21 protein-coding genes are annotated in these 19,063 nt (G+C 72.5%); 13 read left to right on the forward strand and 8 right to left on the reverse strand.

Annotation, left to right across the window (positions count from 1 at the left end; all coding sequences use genetic code 11):
- Nucleotides 1-46 precede the first annotated feature (46 nt).
- The gene (locus tag SLINC_RS50355; RefSeq protein ID WP_360080073.1) at nucleotides 47-130 is read right to left on the reverse strand and encodes a putative leader peptide; all 84 of its coding nucleotides are present in this window, start codon (nucleotides 128-130) and stop codon (nucleotides 47-49) included.
- Between the two features lie 138 nt (nucleotides 131-268).
- On the opposite strand from SLINC_RS50355, the gene SLINC_RS02920 reads away from it, so the two are divergent.
- Complete coding sequence (locus tag SLINC_RS02920; RefSeq protein ID WP_067426308.1) at nucleotides 269-1,189, forward strand: LysR family transcriptional regulator; 921 nt, start codon at nucleotides 269-271, stop codon at nucleotides 1,187-1,189.
- A 9-nt stretch (nucleotides 1,190-1,198) separates the two neighbouring features.
- Here the strand turns inward: SLINC_RS02920 and SLINC_RS02925 are convergent, their stop codons facing one another.
- The gene (locus tag SLINC_RS02925) at nucleotides 1,199-1,366 is read right to left on the reverse strand and encodes a hypothetical protein (RefSeq protein ID WP_225988216.1); all 168 of its coding nucleotides are present in this window, start codon (nucleotides 1,364-1,366) and stop codon (nucleotides 1,199-1,201) included.
- Between the two features lie 153 nt (nucleotides 1,367-1,519).
- Here SLINC_RS02925 and SLINC_RS02930 point away from each other — a divergent pair, with 153 nt between their 5' ends.
- Entirely contained in the window at nucleotides 1,520-2,893 is a 1,374-nt protein-coding gene (locus tag SLINC_RS02930) for a cryptochrome/photolyase family protein (RefSeq protein ID WP_067426311.1), read from the forward strand.
- Here the strand turns inward: SLINC_RS02930 and SLINC_RS02935 are convergent.
- Entirely contained in the window at nucleotides 2,868-3,935 is a 1,068-nt protein-coding gene (locus SLINC_RS02935; protein ID WP_067426313.1) for a MerR family transcriptional regulator, read from the reverse strand. The two genes, SLINC_RS02930 and SLINC_RS02935, sit on opposite strands and share 26 nt — an antisense overlap.
- A 120-nt stretch (nucleotides 3,936-4,055) precedes the next feature.
- Here SLINC_RS02935 and SLINC_RS02940 point away from each other — a divergent pair, with 120 nt between their 5' ends.
- Together SLINC_RS02940 and SLINC_RS02945 are read left to right on the forward strand one after the other, a co-directional pair.
- The gene (locus tag SLINC_RS02940) at nucleotides 4,056-4,661 is read left to right on the forward strand and encodes a sigma-70 family RNA polymerase sigma factor (RefSeq protein ID WP_067426314.1); all 606 of its coding nucleotides are present in this window, start codon (nucleotides 4,056-4,058) and stop codon (nucleotides 4,659-4,661) included.
- A 348-nt stretch (nucleotides 4,662-5,009) separates the two neighbouring features.
- On the forward strand, nucleotides 5,010-5,450 hold the full coding sequence (locus SLINC_RS02945; protein ID WP_067426316.1) for an SPW repeat protein: 441 nt from the start codon (nucleotides 5,010-5,012) through the stop codon (nucleotides 5,448-5,450).
- Between the two features lie 88 nt (nucleotides 5,451-5,538).
- Here the strand turns inward: SLINC_RS02945 and SLINC_RS02950 are convergent, their stop codons facing one another.
- Nucleotides 5,539-6,282: an ArsR/SmtB family transcription factor gene (locus SLINC_RS02950; RefSeq protein WP_225988217.1), complete on the reverse strand. Its 744-nt coding sequence runs from the start codon at nucleotides 6,280-6,282 to the stop codon at nucleotides 5,539-5,541.
- A complete protein-coding gene (locus tag SLINC_RS02955; protein ID WP_067426318.1) occupies nucleotides 6,242-6,994 on the reverse strand; it encodes a phosphotransferase in 753 nt (250 codons plus the stop codon). Before SLINC_RS02955 ends, SLINC_RS02950 begins: the two co-directional genes overlap by 41 nt.
- A 92-nt stretch (nucleotides 6,995-7,086) precedes the next feature.
- Here SLINC_RS02955 and SLINC_RS02960 point away from each other — a divergent pair, with 92 nt between their 5' ends.
- Both SLINC_RS02960 and SLINC_RS02965 read left to right on the forward strand, forming a co-directional pair.
- Nucleotides 7,087-7,623, forward strand: a complete 537-nt coding sequence (locus SLINC_RS02960; protein WP_067444862.1) for a nucleoside/nucleotide kinase family protein — start codon at nucleotides 7,087-7,089, stop codon at nucleotides 7,621-7,623.
- Nucleotides 7,624-7,719: 96 nt separating this feature from the next.
- Nucleotides 7,720-7,983, forward strand: coding sequence for a GlsB/YeaQ/YmgE family stress response membrane protein (locus SLINC_RS02965; protein ID WP_067426320.1), 264 nt, complete (start codon nucleotides 7,720-7,722; stop codon nucleotides 7,981-7,983).
- Nucleotides 7,984-8,125: 142 nt separating this feature from the next.
- On the opposite strand, the gene SLINC_RS02970 is transcribed toward SLINC_RS02965, so the two are convergent.
- Both SLINC_RS02970 and SLINC_RS02975 read right to left on the reverse strand, forming a co-directional pair.
- Nucleotides 8,126-8,902, reverse strand: coding sequence for a GNAT family N-acetyltransferase (locus tag SLINC_RS02970; protein WP_067426321.1), 777 nt, complete (start codon nucleotides 8,900-8,902; stop codon nucleotides 8,126-8,128).
- Between the two features lie 59 nt (nucleotides 8,903-8,961).
- Nucleotides 8,962-9,348 carry a MerR family transcriptional regulator gene (locus tag SLINC_RS02975; RefSeq protein WP_067426323.1) on the reverse strand — a complete coding sequence of 129 codons (387 nt, stop codon included), beginning with the start codon at nucleotides 9,346-9,348 and terminating at the stop codon, nucleotides 8,962-8,964.
- A gap of 80 nt (nucleotides 9,349-9,428) precedes the next feature.
- On the opposite strand from SLINC_RS02975, the gene SLINC_RS02980 reads away from it, so the two are divergent.
- Both SLINC_RS02980 and SLINC_RS02985 read left to right on the forward strand, forming a co-directional pair.
- Nucleotides 9,429-10,628, forward strand: a complete 1,200-nt coding sequence (locus SLINC_RS02980) for an MFS transporter (protein ID WP_067426325.1) — start codon at nucleotides 9,429-9,431, stop codon at nucleotides 10,626-10,628.
- A gap of 75 nt (nucleotides 10,629-10,703) precedes the next feature.
- Nucleotides 10,704-11,189, forward strand: a complete 486-nt coding sequence (locus SLINC_RS02985) for a nucleoside deaminase (RefSeq protein ID WP_067426327.1) — start codon at nucleotides 10,704-10,706, stop codon at nucleotides 11,187-11,189.
- Nucleotides 11,190-11,201: 12 nt separating this feature from the next.
- On the opposite strand, the gene SLINC_RS02990 is transcribed toward SLINC_RS02985, so the two are convergent.
- Nucleotides 11,202-12,053, reverse strand: coding sequence for a TetR/AcrR family transcriptional regulator (locus SLINC_RS02990; protein WP_225988218.1), 852 nt, complete (start codon nucleotides 12,051-12,053; stop codon nucleotides 11,202-11,204).
- A gap of 114 nt (nucleotides 12,054-12,167) precedes the next feature.
- Between SLINC_RS02990 and SLINC_RS03000 the strand changes: the two genes are divergently transcribed.
- From SLINC_RS03000 to SLINC_RS03020, 5 genes are read left to right on the forward strand one after another with little or no spacing between them, the layout of a single operon-like run.
- Nucleotides 12,168-14,003, forward strand: a complete 1,836-nt coding sequence (locus SLINC_RS03000) for a glycosyltransferase family 2 protein (protein WP_067426329.1) — start codon at nucleotides 12,168-12,170, stop codon at nucleotides 14,001-14,003.
- A 5-nt stretch (nucleotides 14,004-14,008) separates the two neighbouring features.
- Nucleotides 14,009-15,085, forward strand: a complete 1,077-nt coding sequence (gene galE / locus SLINC_RS03005) for a UDP-glucose 4-epimerase GalE (protein WP_067426331.1) — start codon at nucleotides 14,009-14,011, stop codon at nucleotides 15,083-15,085.
- A 4-nt stretch (nucleotides 15,086-15,089) separates the two neighbouring features.
- A complete protein-coding gene (locus tag SLINC_RS03010; RefSeq protein WP_067426333.1) occupies nucleotides 15,090-16,412 on the forward strand; it encodes a UDP-glucose dehydrogenase family protein in 1,323 nt (440 codons plus the stop codon).
- On the forward strand, nucleotides 16,409-17,377 hold the full coding sequence (locus SLINC_RS03015) for a UDP-glucuronic acid decarboxylase family protein (RefSeq protein ID WP_079164372.1): 969 nt from the start codon (nucleotides 16,409-16,411) through the stop codon (nucleotides 17,375-17,377). The genes SLINC_RS03010 and SLINC_RS03015 overlap by 4 nt, the downstream gene beginning before the upstream one ends.
- A gap of 5 nt (nucleotides 17,378-17,382) precedes the next feature.
- Nucleotides 17,383-19,005, forward strand: coding sequence for a right-handed parallel beta-helix repeat-containing protein (locus SLINC_RS03020; RefSeq protein ID WP_079164373.1), 1,623 nt, complete (start codon nucleotides 17,383-17,385; stop codon nucleotides 19,003-19,005).
- Nucleotides 19,006-19,063 lie beyond the last annotated feature (58 nt).

The following is a 19,063-nucleotide window of genomic DNA, read 5'->3' on the forward strand; positions in this document are numbered from 1 at the left end:
ATTCAGGCGGGAAATGGAGAAAGCGCGGCGGATCGCAGAGGGTTGATCAGGCCACGGCGCAACAGGAGGCGCTGGAGACGCGAACGAGGTCGACATGGCGTCGCCGCGTGAGGTCCAGTCGCATCTTCATGTCGTCGATGGTGGCAGTCGGCGGCGAGCACCGTCAAGGAAAACCCGACCGGTCTCGTATCCCGGACCATTGAATTTCACGAACGTGTGACAGGGAAACCCTTGAACGGCCCCGGAAATCCGCCGCATTCTGCTGGACGTGCGAACCGAACAGCTGGAATACATAGCGGCGGTCACCCGGCTCGGGTCCCTGCGCCGGGCGGCGGAGGACCTGCGCCTGTCGCAGCCCGCGCTGAGCGAGACGGTCAGGAACCTGGAGCGGGAGCTGGGAGTCGATCTGCTGGAGCGCAAGCGGTCCGGGGCGACGATGAGCGCCGCCGGCCGTGAACTGCTGCCTCACATCGTCGGCGTACTGGAGGCGGTGGACCGGCTGCGGGCGGCCGCGGGCGAGCGGCACCGCATCAGCCGTATGGTCCGCGTGGGCACGGTGAACGCGGCGACGGTGCCGCTGCTCATCCCGGCGGTCGAGGAATTCCGTGCCGCCCATCCGGTCACCCAGGTCGAGGTGGTCGGCGCGCAGCAGAAGGAGATCCACCAGGCGCTGTCGGAGGGCGGTCTCGACCTCGGTCTCGTCAACCACCTCGACCGCGACGACACACCCACCGGTTTCGAGTCCACGACGCTGCTGCACGGGCGGCCGGTGGTGTGCCTGCGCCCGGACAGCCCGCTCGCCGCGCGGTCCTGCGTGACGGTGGACGATCTGCTCACCCAGCCGCTGATCGCGATGCGGACCGGCTATGTCATGCACCGCTTCGTCCACCGGCTGCTGGACGGCCGTGACGCGTCCTTCGCGTACTCCACCGACGGCGCCGAGATGGGCAAGCTGATGGTCGCCGAGGGACTCGGGGTGACCGTCCTGCCGGACTTCAGCGTGCTCGGCGATCCTCTGGAGCGGCGGGGGACGATCACCCTCCGGCCGATCGAGGGCGACACGACCCGGGTGCTGCTGATGCTCCGGCGCCGCAGGGCCGAGTCCGTGCCGCAGGCCGCGCGCGACCTGCACGAGGCGTTCGTACGCCGGGCCCGGCAGCTGGGCGGGGTGCCGGCACCGCCCGGCTGAGGTCTCTGCTCAGTCCTCGTCGCGCGTCTGCACCACCACGAGGAACGCGTCCGACTTCAGGTCCATCACGACGGTCGCGGGTTCGCCCTCGGCACGGCAGCGCGCCGCGTACTCCTCCGCCGGCCACGATCCGCGCGGAGCTCCCGCAGAAAACCGCTCCAACACCTTCGCGCCCATAGCGGCTGCCACCTCCGTTGTTCGCCTCTCCGACATCCGTACCTCTTCGGCTGCCCCCGATACGCCCGGACATGTGCGGGGCGCGTGCATCCACACACCCCGCACGACCGGAAGCAGATCATCGTCACCCCCTCTCCTGCCGGGAGCCCCACGATGAACGTCTCGGTCGTCCTCCTCACCTCGGACCTGCGCCTGCACGACCACCCGCCCCTGCGGGCCGCCCTGGGCGGCTCCCGCCAGGTGGTTCCGTTGTTCGTGCGCGACCGGGACGTGGACCGGACGGGGTTCGCCGCCGCGAACCGGCTGGCGTTCCTCGCCGACTGTCTGCGCGATCTCGACGCGGGCCTGCGCGAGCGGGGCGGCCGGCTCGTCGTGCGGTCCGGCGATCCGGTGGAGCAGGTGTGCGGGGTGGCCGCCGAGGCCGAGGCGGACGAGGTGCACATGGCGGCGGACGTCAGCGCCCACGCCATCCGGCGGGAGGAACGGCTGCGGCGCGCCCTGGAGGCGGAGGGAGTACGCCTGCACGTGCACGACACGGTCACCACGGCCGTGGCCCCCGGAGCGCTCACCCCGGCCGCCAAGGACCACTTCGCGGTCTTCACGCCGTACTTCCGCCACTGGGCGCGGCAGCCGCTGCGCGGCGTTCTCGACGCGCCCGAGGCGGTCCGGGTGCCGGAGGGTGTGGGCTCCGAGGAACTGCCCTCCCGGGCCGGGGTGGCCGGGGTGTCCCCGGGACTCGCCCGCGGCGGTGAGGCGGAGGGCAGGAGGCGGCTCGCCGCCTGGCTGCGCGGTGGCATCACGGCGTACGACAAGGGCCATGACGATCTGGCCGGCGACGCCACCTCCCGGCTCTCGCCCCATCTGCACTTCGGCACCCTCGCCCCCGTCGAACTCGTCCACCGCGCCCGCGCGGCGGGCGGCCCGGGGGCCGAGGCCTTCGTCCGGCAGCTGGCGTGGCGCGACTTCCACCGGCAGGTGCTCCGGGCGCGCCCGGACGCGGCCCACGCCGACTACCGCACCCGGCACGATCACTGGCGCCCCGAGCGAGAGGCTGAGGAGGAGATCCGGGCCTGGCGGGAGGGCCGCACCGGCTGTCCGGTCGTCGACGCGGCGATGCGCCAGCTGCGGCACGAGGGCTGGACGCACAACCGCGGCCGCCTGCTGGCCGCGAGTTTCCTGACGAAGACCCTGTACGTGGACTGGCGGGTCGGTGCCCGGATTTTCCTGGACCTGCTGGTGGACGGCGATGTGGCCAACAACCAGTTGAACTGGCAGTGGATGGCCGGGACCGGCACCGACACCCGCCCCAACCGGGTGCTCAACCCCGTGGCCCAGGCAAGACGGTACGACCCGGACGGCGCCTTCGTACGGCGGTGGGTGCCCGAACTCGGACACCTCACCGGGCCTCAGGTGCACGAGCCGTGGAAGCTGCGGGGCCCGGAGCGTGCCGCGCTCGACTACCCGGACCCGATCGTGGACCTGTCCGACGGCCTCGCCCGCTTCAGGGCTGCGCGGAAGCGGACCTAGCGGACCCTCCGTCGGCCGTGCCGCCCGTGTACAGGCCGGACAGCGCCTCCACCGCCTCCTTCAGGGCCGTCGGGCGCACCATGGCCGGTTCGGAGCGGCCGTGCCAGCCGGGACCGGCGAGCATCACCCGGGGCCGTCCGCGGGCTCCCTTCACGCCCCACTGGGTGCCGGCCACGTGCTGGGCCAGCGGTAAGTTGGCGGCGGAGCGGGTCTGCGCCCACAGGACCACGGCCGCCGGACCGAGCCGTCGTACCGCCGCCATCAGTGCCTCCGGAGGGACGGCGGCACCGAACATCCGGGCGGGCAGCCGGAGTTCGCCCAGTCCGGCGTTGAGCGCCTCCAGGGCGAGCGTGTGCTGTTCACCGGGGACGCAGGCCAGCACCACGGGTCCGGGGGCGGGCGGCCCGCCCTGCGGAACCGGAGGGCGGGTGTGACGGCGCAGTGTGCTGGACACATGCCAGGACAGCAGGTGCTCGACCTCCACGTAACGGTCTCCGGAGGAGGCCCACTTGCGGCCCACCGCGTGCAGGGTCGGCACCATCACCTCCTGCCAGGCGACCGCCAGTCCGTGGGTGCCGACCGCCTCGGCCAACTGCTCCTCCACGGCGGGCGCGTCGAGCCGTACCGCCGCGCGGGCGAGGCCGCGGCACTCCTGGCGCACGTCCCCCAGGGGGAGCGTGCCGGCCGCCCGTGAGCGCGCGCCGCCCGCCGGTTCCGGCGCGCTCGGCGCCGCCTCGCCGCCGCCGGTACCCCGGCCGGCGGCCTCCTTGGCGGCGCGGGCCGCCTCGGCGGGCGGTACTCCGGCGGAGGTCAGCCGGCACATCGTCTCCAGTACGGCGATGTCCTGTGGGGCCCATCGCCGGTGCCGGCCGCCCGCGTGCTCCGCGGGCCCGATGCCGTAGCGGCGGTCCCAGGAACGCAGCGTGGTGGGCGCCACGCCGAGCCGCCGGGCGAGCGCACCGGTGGTCAGGCTCGTTCCCCGGTCCGGGGAGGCCGGTACGGACCCGGGCCCCGCTTCCTCGTCGTCCGGGATGTCCGCCATGACTCCGACTCTACGACCCGTACGACGCAGAACCGATGCGAGTTGAGAGGGGCGTCTTCCGGCTTCCACGATGGCGGCACCGACGGGCACCGACGCGCGCCCACGAGATCAGGAGCCGCCATGAATCCGCGTCCGAGCGCCGAACGGCTCCCTGCCCCTGCGCGCGAAGCCCCCGGCGAGGAGGAGCTCGCGCGGGGTCTGGTGGAGGGCGACGCCATGTGCCTGGCCACGGTGTACCGGCGCTGGTCGGCACTGGTCCACACCCTGGCCTGGCGCTCCCTGGGTGACACGAAGGACGCGGAGGACGTCACCCAGCAGGTCTTCCTCGGTGTGTGGCGGGGGCGCGGCAGCTACCGGCCCGAACTGGGCACACTCGCCGGGTGGATCGTCGGCATCACCCGCCGCAAGATCGCCGACGCGCTCTCGGCGCGCTCCCGCCGCCTGGAGCTGATCGCCTCGGCGGGGCACCGGCTCGCCCTCGTCGACCACGACCGGGACCGGCCGGAGGCCGCCGTGGACCGGGTGGTCGTACGTGACGCGCTCGCCGGACTCCCGTCTGCCCAGCAGCGGGTACTGCGGCTGACGTTCTACGAGGATCTGAGCCAGACGCAGATCGCGGAGCGCACCGGCTGGCCCCTGGGCACGGTCAAGAGCCACGCGCGACGCGGACTGCACCGGCTGCGCCGCCACCTGGAAACCAGCTTCGACGCAGAAACGGTGCGGTGATCACCACCCCTCCGCACGTCGCCGAGCCGCCCGGAAAATCAAGCGACGCCGGTGCATCCGGACCCGGGCCGGCGACAGAACCACGGCATGCGGCGCTCCCCCTCGCGCCGACAGGGAGCCACCCCTCGACTCCCTGCTCGCCCTCCGGAGGGAGTCGGTGCCCCCCGGAGGGCGAGGCACCCGCGTGCCCGGGCGTAGATGTCGGCGCCCCGTCCCTCCCGCCTGGCTCCCCGACCGTTGCACATACCGCTACACATAAAGACAAAATAAGCGCAGAATGAACGTACGCGGCGCTTACCGCATACCGCACCAAACGCGGTCAGGCCAGCAAGTCAAAGGAGACGCGTCATGGCCAACGTCTCGCCCACCCGAGGTGACATCTCCAGCCACCCCGACGTCAACGAAATGCGGGACCGCTACGCCCGCATGCTCGGCGGTCGTGATGTGGCACTCGTGGACGGACCGGTGTTCCTCCTCGGTCTGTACTGTGCCGCATCCCCCTGGATAGTCCACTACACGACGAGCCAGCCCGACCTCGTGGTCCACAACCTGATCGTGGGCATAGCGATCGCTCTGCTCGCCCTCGGGTTCACCCGGGCTCCGGAGCGCATGTACGGCCTGAGCTGGGCCATGTGCGCGCTGGGTGTGTGGATGATCGTCTCGCCGTGGATCGTCGGCGAGAGCCCGGACGCGGGAGTCGTGTGGAACAACATCATCATCGGCGCCCTGGCTCTGATCCTGGGGCTGATGTGCATCGGTACGGCGGCGAGGAGCGCCCCCAAGTCGTAGGAACCCGTGCGTGAAGGGGTGAAGGCAACAGACACCGGGGCCGGCCCGCCCGATCGCGGACCGGCCCTTTCGCGTCCCGCTCCTCCCGTCAGCCGGCCGGCACCTCCCACGGCTCCTGCGGCAGCGGACTGCCGGTCTCCAGCAGGGACTTGAGGTTGGACAGCACCGCCGGCCAGCCCTGCGACACGGCGGAGAGCTCGCCCTCGTCGTGGAGGTCCTCGTGGGTCACGGTGAGGCGGACGATGTCGGCGTGCGGCCGGATGTCGAAGGTGACCCGGGAGGCCCGGCCCTCACGCCCCTCCTCCGCGGGGTCGGCCCAGGTGGTGACGAGCCGGGTGGGACGCTCGCTCTCCACGACGGTGCCGACCGCGTCGGCGATGCCCGAGCCGTCCGTGCGGACATGCTCCCAGTGGGATCCCGGCCGCCAGTCCGAGACATTGGCGTGCCCCCAGTAGGCGGCGGTCAGATCGGCGTCGGTGAGGGCGTCCCAGACCTTCTCGGGCGTGCTGCGGATGTAGAGGACGTACACGTATGTCGGTGTGCCGGTCATGGCTTCCTCGGCTCGTCGCTTCACGGCGCCGAGCGCGCTGAGGCGCGGGCGCTCGAACTTGTCGATCCACCGCTCCTGGATCTCATGGAGGGGGACGGGGTTGAGGTAGTGGAGCTTCTCCCGCCCCCGCCGCACCGTGCTGACCAGGTTGGCGGCCTCCAGGACGGCGAGGTGCTGGGTCAGCGACTGGCGCTTCATGGCGAAGTGCTCGCACAACTCCCCCAGCGTCTGGCCGCTGCGCTCATTCAGCCGGTCCAGACCGCAGCAGAGCCCCCAGCTCACGGTGATGGGCGGCCACCCACTCCCCGGCGGACCGCACCTCGTCCACGACGCCCGCCTCGCGCAGGGCCACCATGGCCGGCTCGCCGCGTGCCGCACCGGCCTCGATCCCCCGCCGGCAGCGGTCCTGCCACCACAGGATCGTGTCGATGAGGTCGTCCCGCCCGTCGAGGCCGTAGGCGTCGCAGACCAGACGGATCCGACGCGCCGCCTCGGCCACGTCACTCACTCCCGGTCCCAGATCGAGGTACTGCCAACACAGGTGGGCGATGTCGTGCACCCGCTCACCCGGGGCCGCCAGGTCCCAGTCGACGAAGGCGAGCGGCCGCCACCGCCCGCCCCGCACGGCGTACACGGTGTTCTTCGGGGCGAGGTCGTTGTGGCACACGACGTCCTGGTCGCCGGCCTGCGGTGTGCCGTGGGTGAGGTCGTGGAAGGCGCGGACGAGCCGGGCCACCTGCCCGAGAGCGGCGTCGGTGCGGGCGGCGGCACGCTCGCCCGGCGTCAGGGCCGCCCGTCCCTCGATGTACCCGAACGTCTCCCGGCCCCGCTCGTCCGTCCCGAGGAAACGCGGCGCGCCCGGCCAGCCGCTCCGCTCGAACAGGGCGAGCAGGTCCCGTACGAAGCCCGACCGCGGTGCCGGAGTACGCCGTACGGTCGCGCCGACCCGTACGACCTCGTTGACCGCGCCACCGCCGAGCACTGACTCCTCCACCTGGGGATCCGCCTTCCCTCGCCGCCGAGAGGGGCAGGGTACGCGAGGGAAATCCGGTCGCCGGTGGGATGTCCGGCTGGCACGCTGCCGCCATGGCTGACGCGGAAGTACTGCTCATCGGTGGCCGGGCCGGGGTCGGGAAGACGACGGTGGGGTGGGAGGTCTCGGCCCGGCTGCGGGCGGCCGAGGTCGGGCACGCCGTGATCGACGGCGACTTCATGGGGCAGGTGCATCCGGCGCCGGAGGGCGATCCGCACCGGGCCGCCATCACCGAGCGGAACCTGACAGCCGTCTGGGCCAACTACACCGCGTTGGGCTGCCGGCGTCTGGTGTACGTGAACACCGTGAGCGTCCTCGCGGAGGCGGAGGGCATCTTCCGCGGGGCGATGGGGGACGGCGTACGACTGGTCCGGGTGCTGCTCACCGCCACCGACCGGACGGCGGAACTCCGGCTGCGGGGGCGGGAGATCGGCTCGGAGTTCGAGCATGAGCTGCGAGGCAGCGTCCGCAAGGCACGGATGCTGGACGAGCGGGCGCCCGGGGACACCCTGCGGGTCGCCACCGACGGACGCTCGGTGATCGACATCGCGGACGAGGTGGTCCGCGCCACCGGCTGGGTCACGCGGTGACCCACCCCTGGCCAGTGGTTGACGCGCGGGCGGAGTGTCCGCGGTTCCTGGGGGCACACGCACTGGTGCGGGGGTCTTGACAGAAGAGGGGCGGAGATGGAAGTCGACGGCATCATCAGTGCCATCGTGATCGGCATCGTCATCGGAGTCCTGGGCCGGCTCGTCATCCCAGGACGCCAGCGCATCGGCATCCTGTGGACGATCCTCGTCGGCATCGCTGCCGCGCTGATCGGCTCGGCGATCGCCGGCGCCTTCGACGTGGCCGACACCGACGGCCCGGACTGGATCGAGTGGCTCATCCAGATCGGCCTCGCCGCACTGGGCGTGGCCGCGCTGGACCGGTCGAAGGCCCGCCGCTGACGGCGGGCGAACAGCATCACGGGCGCCCCTCACCGAGGGCCGACCCACGCTGAAGCAGGGCGCGCCGACAGAAGATCGGCGCGCCCTGCGCGTAGGGCCCCGTAAGACAGGGGCGCGGTCCCGGCTCCTGCCGGGGACAGGACTACGGCACGTACACGTACGGCGTCGTCGTGGTCAGCGCCTGGAAGCCGAGCCGTTCGAGGACGGGGCGGCTCGTGCTCAGGGCGTCGACCTGGAGATAGCGGTAGCCGCGGTCCACGGCGGCGCGGGCCCGGTGGGCGACGAGCGCGCGGTAGATGCCGCGACCGCGCCACTCCTCCAGGGTGCCGCCGCCCCACAGCCCGGCGAAGCGGGTGCCCGGGACCATTTCCATCCGGGCGGCGCTGACCGGGATGTCGCCGGCGAGCGCGACGACGGCGACCACGCTGTCCGGGTCGTCCGTCAGCCGGGCCAGGAGCTGGTGCCGCAGCCGCGAGCTGTCGGTACCGAAGGCCTTCTCGTGCACGTCCGCGACGAGGTCCACGCCCGCCCGGTCGGTGACGGGCAGCAGGCGGATCCCTTCCGGCGGATCGGCGTCCAGGGTGAGATCGGCGACCTCGCCGATCATCAGCGTCTCCTCGGGCAGGGGGGTGAACCCGGCGGCTCTGAGCCGCTTGCCCAGATCCACGGGCAGGTCGTGCCCGTAGACCTTCCACTCGAACTCACGGCCGAGCGCCGTGAAGTAGGCGATCTGTTCGGCGATCGCCGCGTCGGCGCCCGCCGCGTCGAGATCGGACCACACGACGCCGTTCCAGCCCTGGTCCGACGAGACCTGCCGGACCACGCCTCCGGTCCGCTCGACGCGGGCATCGGGGCCGTCCGGCTGTGCGCCCTCGCGCATGTCCCGGTCGTACAGGGCGAGTATCGCGGCATGATCCATGCGCTCACTTCATCACCCGCACGCTCCGAGAGCAACGGCGTTTACGGTGTTTACCGCGTTTACGACGTTTGTGGCCGTCCCGTGTCCGGCCGTACCGCGGCCAGGTACGCGCTGAGCCGGTCGCGGTTGCAGGCCAGGCAGTCGATGCGGGCCTGGATGCGGTCGATGTGGGCGCTCAGCAGGGCCGCCGTCTGCGGGGTGAGGTGCTCCGGGGGCAGCAGGATCTCCTCGGGTCCGGAGAGGTAGGGCAGGATCGCCCGGATCATCTCCGTGGTCAGGCCGGAGTCCAGCAGGCCGCGGATCTGCTGGACGTCCCGGACGGCGGCCTCGTCGTAGGCGCGGTAGCCGTTCCCGGTCCGGGCCGGGTGCAGCAGGTCCTGTTCCTCGTAGTAGCGCAGCAGACGGGTGGGGACGCCGGTCCGCCGGGACAGTTCGCCGATCTTCATCAGGCCGCTTCGCCGATCCTCATGACGTGCTCCGGGTCACGCTTGCCTTCACACTGATGTGAAAGTCCGAGCATGGTCGCATGTCCACCGCATCGCAGGTCAAGGGCGCGGCCCTGCCCACGTCCCTGCCGTGGTCGGGGCTGCTCGCCCTGTCCACGGCCGCCTTCACCGCCGTCGTGACCGAACTGCTCCCCGCGGGTCTGCTGCCACGCATGGCTCCGGCGCTGGGGGTCTCCGAGGCGCGCGTCGGCTTCCTGGTGACCGGGTACGCGCTCGCCTCCTTCGTGGCCGCGATCCCGCTGACCGCGTTGCTGCGCGGGCTGCCGCGCCGGCCGGTGCTGGTCGGCGCGCTGCTGGGGTTCGCGGTCAGCAATGTGGTGGTCGCGCTGTCGTCGTCGTACCCGCTGACCTTCGCGGGCCGGCTGGTCGCCGGGGGCATGGGCGGCACGCTGTGGGCGATGCTCGTCGGGTACGCGGCCCGGATGGTGCCCGCCGAACGGCGTGGGCGGGCCATCGCGATCGTCCTCGCCGGGATCACGCTGGCGCTGTCGCTGGGGGTGCCGGCCGGGACCGCGCTGGCCGGGGTGCTGGGCTGGCGCGCGGTGTTCGGCGTGCTGGCGGGGATCTCGGTGCTGCTGGTGGGCTGGGTGCTCCGGTGGGTTCCCGGTTTCCCCGGTGAGGAGGCCGGTGCGCGGGTGCCGCTCGGCCGCGTGGCCGTCCTGCCGGGCGTGCCGGTCGTCCTGTCGGTGACGCTGTTCCTGCTGCTGGGGCATCAGGTGCTGTACACCTACGTGGCCCCGTTCGCGGCGCACTCCGGGTTCGGGCGTACGGGGCTGGTGCTGCTGGTGTTCGGGACGGCCACGGTCGTCGGGATCTGGATCACGGGCGCGCTGGTCGACCGCCTGCTGCGGCCCACGCTGCTCGGCGCGCTCGGGCTGTGCGCGGTGGTCATGCTCGCGCTCGGTCTCTTCGCCCGCACTCCGGCCGTGCTGCTCGTGGCGGCCGCCCTGTGGGGCGTCGCCTTCGGCGGGGCGCCGACGCTGATCCAGACCGCGCTGGTCGACGCCTCGGGTCCGGCCGCCGCCGATGTGGCCACGTCCGTACAGACCACCGTCTACAACGCGGGGATCGCGGCGGGTTCGCTCACCGGCGGGCTCGCCCTGACCCATCTTGGGGCCGGTTCGCTGCCGTGGACCGCGCTCCCGCTGGTCGCGGCCGCGCTGGCCGTTGTGGCACTGGGCCGACGGCACGCCTTTCCGGTCGGCCGGGCACGCGCCTAGGCTTGTTCCGGCGATCACACAAGTCGCGGTCACGACCCCGACGGCCACGACCATGACCACGAGGAGGGCCGCCCCATGGCCGTACAGGACGCCGAGCTGCCGCACCTGCGGCGCTGCGTGGAGCTGGCGGCACAGGCGCTGGAGGCCGGGGACGAGCCGTTCGGGTCGGTGCTGGTGGGCGGGGACGGGAGGTTGCTGGCCGAGGACCACAACCGGGTGGCGTCCGGCGACCGCACCCGGCATCCCGAGTTCGCGCTGGCGCGCTGGTCCGCGGAGCACCTCACGCCCGAGGAGCGGGCGGCCGCGACCGTCTACACCTCCGGTGAGCACTGCCCGATGTGCGCGGCCGCGCATGCCTGGGTGGGGCTGGGGCGGATCGTATATGTGGCGTCGTCCGAGCAGCTGTCCGCCTGGCTCGCCGAGTTGGGCGTCCCGGCCCCGCCGGTGCGGACATTGGCGGTGCATGAGGTGGCGCCCGGTGTGGTGGTCGAGGGTCCGGTGCCCGAACTGGCCGAGGAAGTGCACGCGTTGCACCGCCGGTTCCACCACGCCGAGGACTGATCCTGCCCCGTCTCAGCCGAAGCGGTCGAGCAACGCGTCCAGTCCCGCGGCGAGTTCGGCCGGGCCGCCCCGGTCGGCCATGGCGAGTGCGGTCGCCCGCAGCCGGGGCAGTTCCTGCGCGGAGATCCGGTGCAGTCCGATCCGGAAGGCCGGGTCCGGCTCCTCGGGGTCGTCGTCCATGGCGCGCAGGTCGACGAGGAGGTGGCCGAGCAGCCAGGCGGTGAACGCCCGGTGCACCGCGACGGTCTGACGGTCGCTCATCCCCGCCGAGGCCAACAGGGCGAGGATCCGTTCGTCGCCGCGCAGCACGGCTGCCGGGCGGCGGGCCATCGGTGTGGAGAGCAGCCGGGTGGCGAGCAGCGGCACCACGTTCGGGTGCCGGAGGGCCACGCCGTGCGCCGACAGCGCGATGCGGTGCAGGTCGTCGCGCCATCCGCCCGGGGGCGCCTCCCCCGGAACCGGGTCCGGAACCGGGTCCGGAGCCGGAACCGGGTCCGGAGCCGGAACCGGCGCGTCGGCGGGCCCGTCCCGCGGGCCGCCCTCCCGCTCCGGGTCCCGTAGATCCTTCTCCGGGGCCCCTAGATCCTTCTCCAGGTCCCGCAGATCCTTCTCCAATTCCAGGAAGAACGCCTCCACCAGCCCGTCCAGGAGCGCGTCCTTCCCGGAGGCGTAGCGGTACAGGGCCATCGCCTCGACGCCGAGTTCCGCGCCCAGCCGGCGCATGCTCAGCCCGGACAGCCCGTCCCGGTCGACCACCTCCAGCGCGCAGACCAGGACCTTCTCCCGGCTCAGCTTCCCGTACCGGCCGCGGTCGCCTGCGCGGCGGCCCGGGGAGCTCTCTGTTCCCGCTGGTTCCTCAGGCATCTCTGCTCCCTTGACGTACACGAATAATAGGCGCAAAGTCGTACATATACGTCGTAAACATACGGCGTCCGTGTACAGCGTCCCGCGCTGCACCGCACGGTGGGAGCGTCGCCCATGACGCACAGCGAGTCGGTCCGCACTCCGGCGGACCTGGACCAGATGGAGCGCCACCTGGCGGCCCTCTCGAACGGCAAGGTCGTCCGGGTGACCGCGGCCGGTCCCCTGTTCGGGCCGCCGCCCCGGAAGAAGGTGCTGCGGCCGACCACGTTCGTGCCGGCCCTGCCGCGCCGCCACCGGTTCCTGCTCGCGCTGATCGCCGTCGGGTGGGCGACGAGCTTCGTGTGGTTCTGGTCGTGGTGGCTCCAGCCGCAGCACCGGGCGGGGTGGGCGGGACTGATCGTCAACAGTGTGATCCTGCTGTACCTGACCGCCGTACCGGCGTACTTCTTCCTTCCCGCCCTGAGGGTGCGCCGGGTCGATCCGACCCTGGCGGTCCCCGTGCTGTCGGTCGCCTTCGTCGTGACCCGCGCACCCCTGGAGCCCTGGGCGACCGCCCGGCGCACCCTGGAGGCGATGCTCCGCCAGGACTTCCCGTACGCCTACGACGTCTGGCTGTGCGAGGAGGTCCCCAGCGAGGAGACCGCCCACTGGTGCCGCACGCACCGCGTCCGGATGTCCTCGCGGCAGGGAGTCCTCGACTACCACCGGCCCGCCTGGCCGCGCCGTACCCGGTGCAAGGAGGGCAACCTCGCCTACTTCTACGACCACTGGGGCTACGAGCGCTACGACGTCGTGGCGCAGCTGGACGTGGACCACGTGCCGGCCGCCGGCTATCTCGCGGAGATGGTGCGTCCGTTCTCCGACCCCGCCATCGGCTATGTCGCCGCGCCCAGTGTGTGCGACGCCAACGCCGCCTCCTCGTGGGCGGCCCGCGGGCGGCTGCACCGCGAGGCGACGTCGCACGGCCCGCTCCAGCTCGGCCACTGCGAGGGGCTGGCGCCCATGTGCATCGGCTCCCACTACGCCGTGCGCACCCGCGCGCTGCGCGACATCGGAGGTCTGGGACCGGAGCTGGCGGAGGACTTCTCCACCACGTATCTCCTCAACTCGGCGGGCTGGCACGGGGCGTTCGCCATCGACGCGGAGGCGCACGGCGACGGGCCGCTGTCCTTCGCCGACATGATCACTCAGGAGTACCAGTGGTCGCGCAGTCTGACGACCATGCTCCTGGGCCTGCTGCCACGGCATCTGGGACGACTGCCCCGCTTGCTGCGGCTGCGGTTCACCTACGCGCTGGCGTACTACCCGCTTCTCGGTCTGACCGTCTCCGCGGGGCTGCTGCTGCCGCCGATCGCGGTCTTGACCGGCCTGCCCTGGATGAACGTCAACTACTTCGACTTCCTGGCTCACTTCTGGGCCATGCCCGTCTGGCTGCTGCTGACGATGTACCTGCTGCGCCGGCGTGGGCTGCTGCGCCCGCCCGCGGCTCCGCTGCTCAGCTGGGAGGGCTGGCTGTTCTCCCTGACCCGGTGGCCGTTCGTCCTGCGCGGACTGATCGACGCGGTCCGCGGGCGGCTGCGGCCCAGGCCCCTGACCTTCAAGGTCACTCCCAAGGGGACGGAGGGGCCGCGGCCGCTGCTCGCACGGCTGATCCTCCCGTTCGCGGCGATCGCCGCGGCCCTCTCCGGTGTCGCCCTCTACGGCGAACTGGCCACCCCCTCGGCCGGATACGTCTTCCTGTGCCTGACCGCCGCCACCAGTTTCGCCGTGGTCGCCGTCACCGTGCCCGTGCTCCACCTGCGCGAAGCGGCGCGCACCGCGCACCTGCCGGTCACCAAGGTGCTGGGCACCGCCGGGCTCCCCCTCGCCCTCGGCCTGCTCTCGGCACTGCCCGTCGGTGTGGCCCTCGTGTTCTTCCCGGCGTACGCCGCCGCCGTCCTGGGCTGGTGAGCACCATGGACACCGGGTCGTCGTACCCCAGGCCACCCTCCACGGTCCTCGTGACCGGCGGGGCGGGCTTCATCGGCAGCCACGCGTGCGTGGAACTCCTCGACCACGGCTACGAGGTGATCGTCGTCGACGACTACTCCAACAGCGCACCCCAGGTCCTGTCCCGGGTGGAACGGATCGCCGGCCGGTTCGTCGGCGCCGTCTACGAGCTGGACATCCGTGATCGGCGCGCCCTCTCGGCCGTCTTCGACCGACACTCCGTGGACGCCGTCGTGCACTTCGCCGCGCACAAGGCCGTGGGCGAGTCGACACGGATGCCCGTGCGGTACTACGACACCAATGTCGGCGGCACCACCGCCCTGCTGTCCGCCATGCAGGAACACCACGTCCAGCGGCTGGTGTTCTCCTCCTCCTGCTCCGTCTACGGCAGCGCGGGCACCGGCCTGCTCGACGAGTCGGCACCCGCCGCCCCCACCAACCCGTACGCGTCCTCGAAGTGGATGTGCGAGCGGATCCTCGACGACGTCTGCCGGCACCGTCCGCAGTTCTCCGTGCTGTGCCTGCGCTACTTCAACCCGACCGGCGCCCACCCGAGCGGACTGCTCGGCGAGGACCCGAGCGGGGAACCCGACAACCTCATGCCCTACGTCGCCCAGGTCGCCGTCGGCCGCCGGGAGCGGCTGCGCGTGTTCGGCGGCGACTATCCGACCGCCGACGGCACCGCGGTGCGCGACTACCTCCATGTGATGGACACCGTCGAGGCGCACCGCGTGGCGCTTGACCACTTCGGCGACGCGCCGGGCATGCGGATCTTCAATCTCGGGACCGGAAGCGGCAGTTCGGTCCTGGACGTCGTCACCGCGTTCGGCCGGGCCTGCGGCCGGGCGATCCCGTACGAGATCGTCGCGCGCCGGCCAGGGGACGTACCGGCGCTGGTCGCGGACGCGAGCGCGGTGGCCCGGGCCTGGGGCTGGCGCCCCACCCGGGACCTGGCCGCGATGTGCCGGGACGCCTGGCACTTCCAGCAGCTCAACCCGCACGGCTACGCCGGGTCGGCCCGGCGTCCGGGCACGAAGGAGTGACGTCATGCGCTTGACAGTGATCGGCACCGGATACGTGGGGACGGTGCACGCCGCGTGCATGGCGGACATCGGCCACGAGGTCCTCGGCATCGACATCGACGCCGAGCGCGTCGCGGCCCTGTCGGCCGGCCGGTCCCCCGTCCACGAGGCCGGCCTGGACGAACTGCTCGCCCGGCACGTGGCGTCGGGCCGGCTGCGCTTCACCACCTCCCTCGCCGAGGGAGCTGATTTCGCCCGGACCCACTTCGTGTGCGTGGGCACCCCGCAGCGGCCCGACAGCAAGGCCGCGGACCTGCGGTACGTGGACGCCGTCGTGGACGGTCTCGTCCCGCATCTGCGTCCCGGGAGCCTGGTCGTGGGCAAGTCGACGGTTCCGGTCGGCACGACGGCCCGGCTCACCCGGCGGCTCGCCGAGGCGGCGCCCGGCTGTGAGATCGCCTGGAACCCGGAGTTCCTGCGCGAGGGTTCCGCCGTCCACGACACCATGCACCCGGAACGGCTGGTCGTCGGTGTGTCCTCCGAGCGCGCCGACGCCGTCCTGCGGTCGGTGTACCGGCCGATGCTGGGCGCGGGGGTGCCGTACTTCGGTACCGATCCGGCCACCGCGGAGCTGGTGAAGGTCGCCGCGAACTCCTTCCTCGCCACCAAGATCTCCTTCATCAACGCCATGTCCGAGGTGTGCGAGGCGGCGGGCGCCGACGCCATGCTGCTGGCCCGCGCGGTGGGCGCCGACTCCCGCGTGGGGCCGCTGTTCCTGGAGCCGGGCCTCGGTTTCGGGGGGAGCTGCTTCCCCAAGGACATCCGGGCCTTCGCCGCCCGCGCCGAGGAACTGGGCGCGGGTGAGGCGGTGGTGTTCCTGCACGAGGTGGACCGGATCAACACCCGGCAGCGGACCCGAACGGTGGACCTGGCCAGGCGGCTGCTGGGCGGGTCGTTCACCGGCCGCCGGGTCGGCGTTCTGGGCGCGGCGTTCAAGCCGGGCAGCGACGATGTGCGCGACTCGCCCGCGCTGGCCGTGGCGGCGGCCGTGCAGGAGCAGGGGGCCGCCGTCCGCGTCCACGACCCGGAGGCCCTCGACAACGCCCGCACCGCGTACCCCGGCCTCGGCTACGCCTTCGACGTGCCCAAGGCGTGCGAGGACGCCGACCTCGTCCTGCATCTCACGCCGTGGCCGGAGTACCAGCACCTCGACCCGGCCGCGCTGGCGGCGGTCGTACACCGACCGCTGTTGCTGGACGCCCGCAACGCGCTCGACGCCCCGGCGTGGCGGGAGGGCGGCTGGACCGTCCACGCGCTGGGCCGCACCCCCCTGGCAGGTGTGTCATGAAGGTCGTCGTCACCGGAGGCAGCGGCTTCCTCGGCTCCCATCTGTGCGAGGCGCTGCTGGACCGCGGGGACACCGTCTGGTGCCTCGACAACTACTGCACGGGCGAGCCCGTGAACGTACTCCCCCTCCTCGCGCGGCCCGGTTTCCGCCTGGTGCGCACCGACGTGACCGGCGCCTTCGACGTGCCCGGCCCTGTCGACGCCGTCGCCCACCTGGCCAGCCCCGCCTCGCCTCCCGACTACGCGCGGCTGCCGCTTCAGACCCTGTCGGCGGGCAGCCGCGGTACCGAGAACGCCCTGCGCCTGGCAGTACGGCGCGGTGCCCGGTTCCTGCTCACCTCCACCAGCGAGGTGTACGGCGACCCCGCGGTCCACCCGCAGCCCGAGGGCTACTGGGGCAACGTCAACCCGGTCGGGCCGCGCAGTGTCTACGACGAGGCCAAGCGGTACGCGGAGGCCCTGACGACGGCGTACCGGACCGGTCTCGGCGCCGACACGGGCATCGTGCGGATCTTCAACACCTACGGCCCACGGATGCGGCCCCACGACGGCCGGGTGGTGTCCACGTTCATCCGTCAGGCGCTGGCCGGCACCCCGCTCACCGTGTACGGCGACGGCAGCCAGACCCGCAGCTTCTGCTACGTGGACGATCTGGTGCGCGGTCTGCTCGCGATGCTCGACTCCTCGCACGCTGGGCCGGTGAACCTGGGCAACCCGGCCGAGTGCACCGTGCGTGACCTGGCCGGTCTGGTCCTGCGGCTGACGGGGTCGCCAGCGCCCGTCGAGTACCGTCCGCTGCCCGTCGACGACCCCGTGCGCCGGCGGCCGGACATCGCCCGGGCCCGTGAACTGCTGGGCTGGGCACCCGAGGTGGCGCTGGAGAACGGCGTGCGCCGCACCGTCGCGTGGTTCGCCCGGGGCCCGGCCGGTGTGCCGGACCCGCACGGCGAACCGGTGGAGGCCTGAGTTCCATGCCCCGCACCTCGGCCGTCGCCCTGACCGCGGCGCTCGTCCTCGGCGTCGTCGGCGGCTGCGCGGACACGCCCCACTACAGCCCCGAGGTCACCACGTACTACGTCAGCCCGGACGGCGACGACTCCGCTCCGGGCACCTCGGCCGACCGGGCCTGGCGGACCCTGGCCCGGGCCGACGAACTGCTGCTGCACCCCGGCGACCGGCTCCTGCTCCAGGGCGGGACCCGCCTCTCCGGGCAGGTCGCGATCCGCCCCGACGAGGCCGGCGACCCCGAACGGCCGGTCGTCATCGGCTCCTACGGCAAGGGCCGGGCCACCGTCGTCGCGACCGGTGCTCCCGCCGTCTCGGTGCACAACACGGGAGGCGTCGACGTCAGTGACCTGGTCCTGGAGGGACGCGGCTCCGCCCGTACCGACGAGGCGGGCGTCAGCCTGTACTACGACGACACCCGCACCCGAAGCCGCGAGAGCCACGTCACCCTCGCCGACATCGACGTCTCCGGTTTCCAGACGGGCATCGCGATCGGCTCCGCCATCACCGGCGCCGGCTTCTCGGACGTCACGGTCCGCCGGGCCTCCCTGCACGACAACAAGGACGCCGGGCTGCTCACCTACGGCCCCGACTTCGAACCCGAACGGCCCGTCTACGCCCACCAGGACATCACCGTCGAACAGGTCGACGCCTACTCCAACTCCGGTGACCCGGAGGCGAGCGAGCGCCACACCGGCAACGGCATCGTCCTCGGCGGCGTCCACCGGGCCGTGGTGCGCGACTCCAGCGCCCACGACAACGGCGGCAGCGCCGCGATCGACGCGCCGGGCGGCCCGGTGGGGATGTGGGCGTACGACTCGGCGAACGTGCTGATGCAGCACAACACCGCCTACCGCAACCACACCGGCTCCGGGAAGGACGGCAGCGGCTTCGGCCTCGACTCCAACGTGTCCGGCTCGACGGTGCAGTACAACCTGTCGTACCAGAACGACGGTTCGGGCTACTACGCCTACTCGCAGACCGCGAACGGCGCGCACACGAACAACCGCATCCGCTACAACATCAGCGACGACGACGGACGCAAGCTGCCCTGGCACGGCGCCCTGACCGTCTACGGCGACAACGTGAGCAACCTGAGCATCTACCAGAACACCGTGACCATGTCGCGGTCGCCCGGCGGCGCCGGCACGGTGGTGCTGCTGCGCCCGGACATCAACGGCATCAGCTTCCGCAACAACCTGCTGGTGTCCGACCGCGATCCCCTCATCACCGCGGACGCCGCGCTGAGCGCCGACCGGGTCGTCTTCCAGGGCAACCAGTACCACACCGCCGACGGCCCCTGGCGGGTGGAGTGGGGCGAGAGCGCGTACCGCACCCTGGATGCCTGGCGGGCGGACACCGGCCAGGAACGCGTCGGCACGAAGCCGGCGGGCACGGCCGCCGACCCGTGCCTGGCGGGCGGGCCGCTGCCGGACATCCGCTCCGCGGGGAGCGCCTCCCTCGCCGTCTCCGGCTGCCCGCGCACCGGGCTGGACCTGCGCGCCCTGTTCGGGATCGACCCGGGCACCGAGGACTTCTTCGGCCGGGAGGTCACCGCGCCTCCGGTCATCGGCGCCGCCCAGCCCTGATCCGCCCGAGATGCAGGCGGTGACCGGTGGTGCCTAGGATCGATGAGGATCCGGACCA

Origin of the sequence: Streptomyces lincolnensis (assembly GCF_001685355.1) — a bacterium.
In the GTDB taxonomy this organism is placed as follows: Bacteria; Actinomycetota; Actinomycetes; order Streptomycetales; family Streptomycetaceae; genus Streptomyces; species Streptomyces lincolnensis.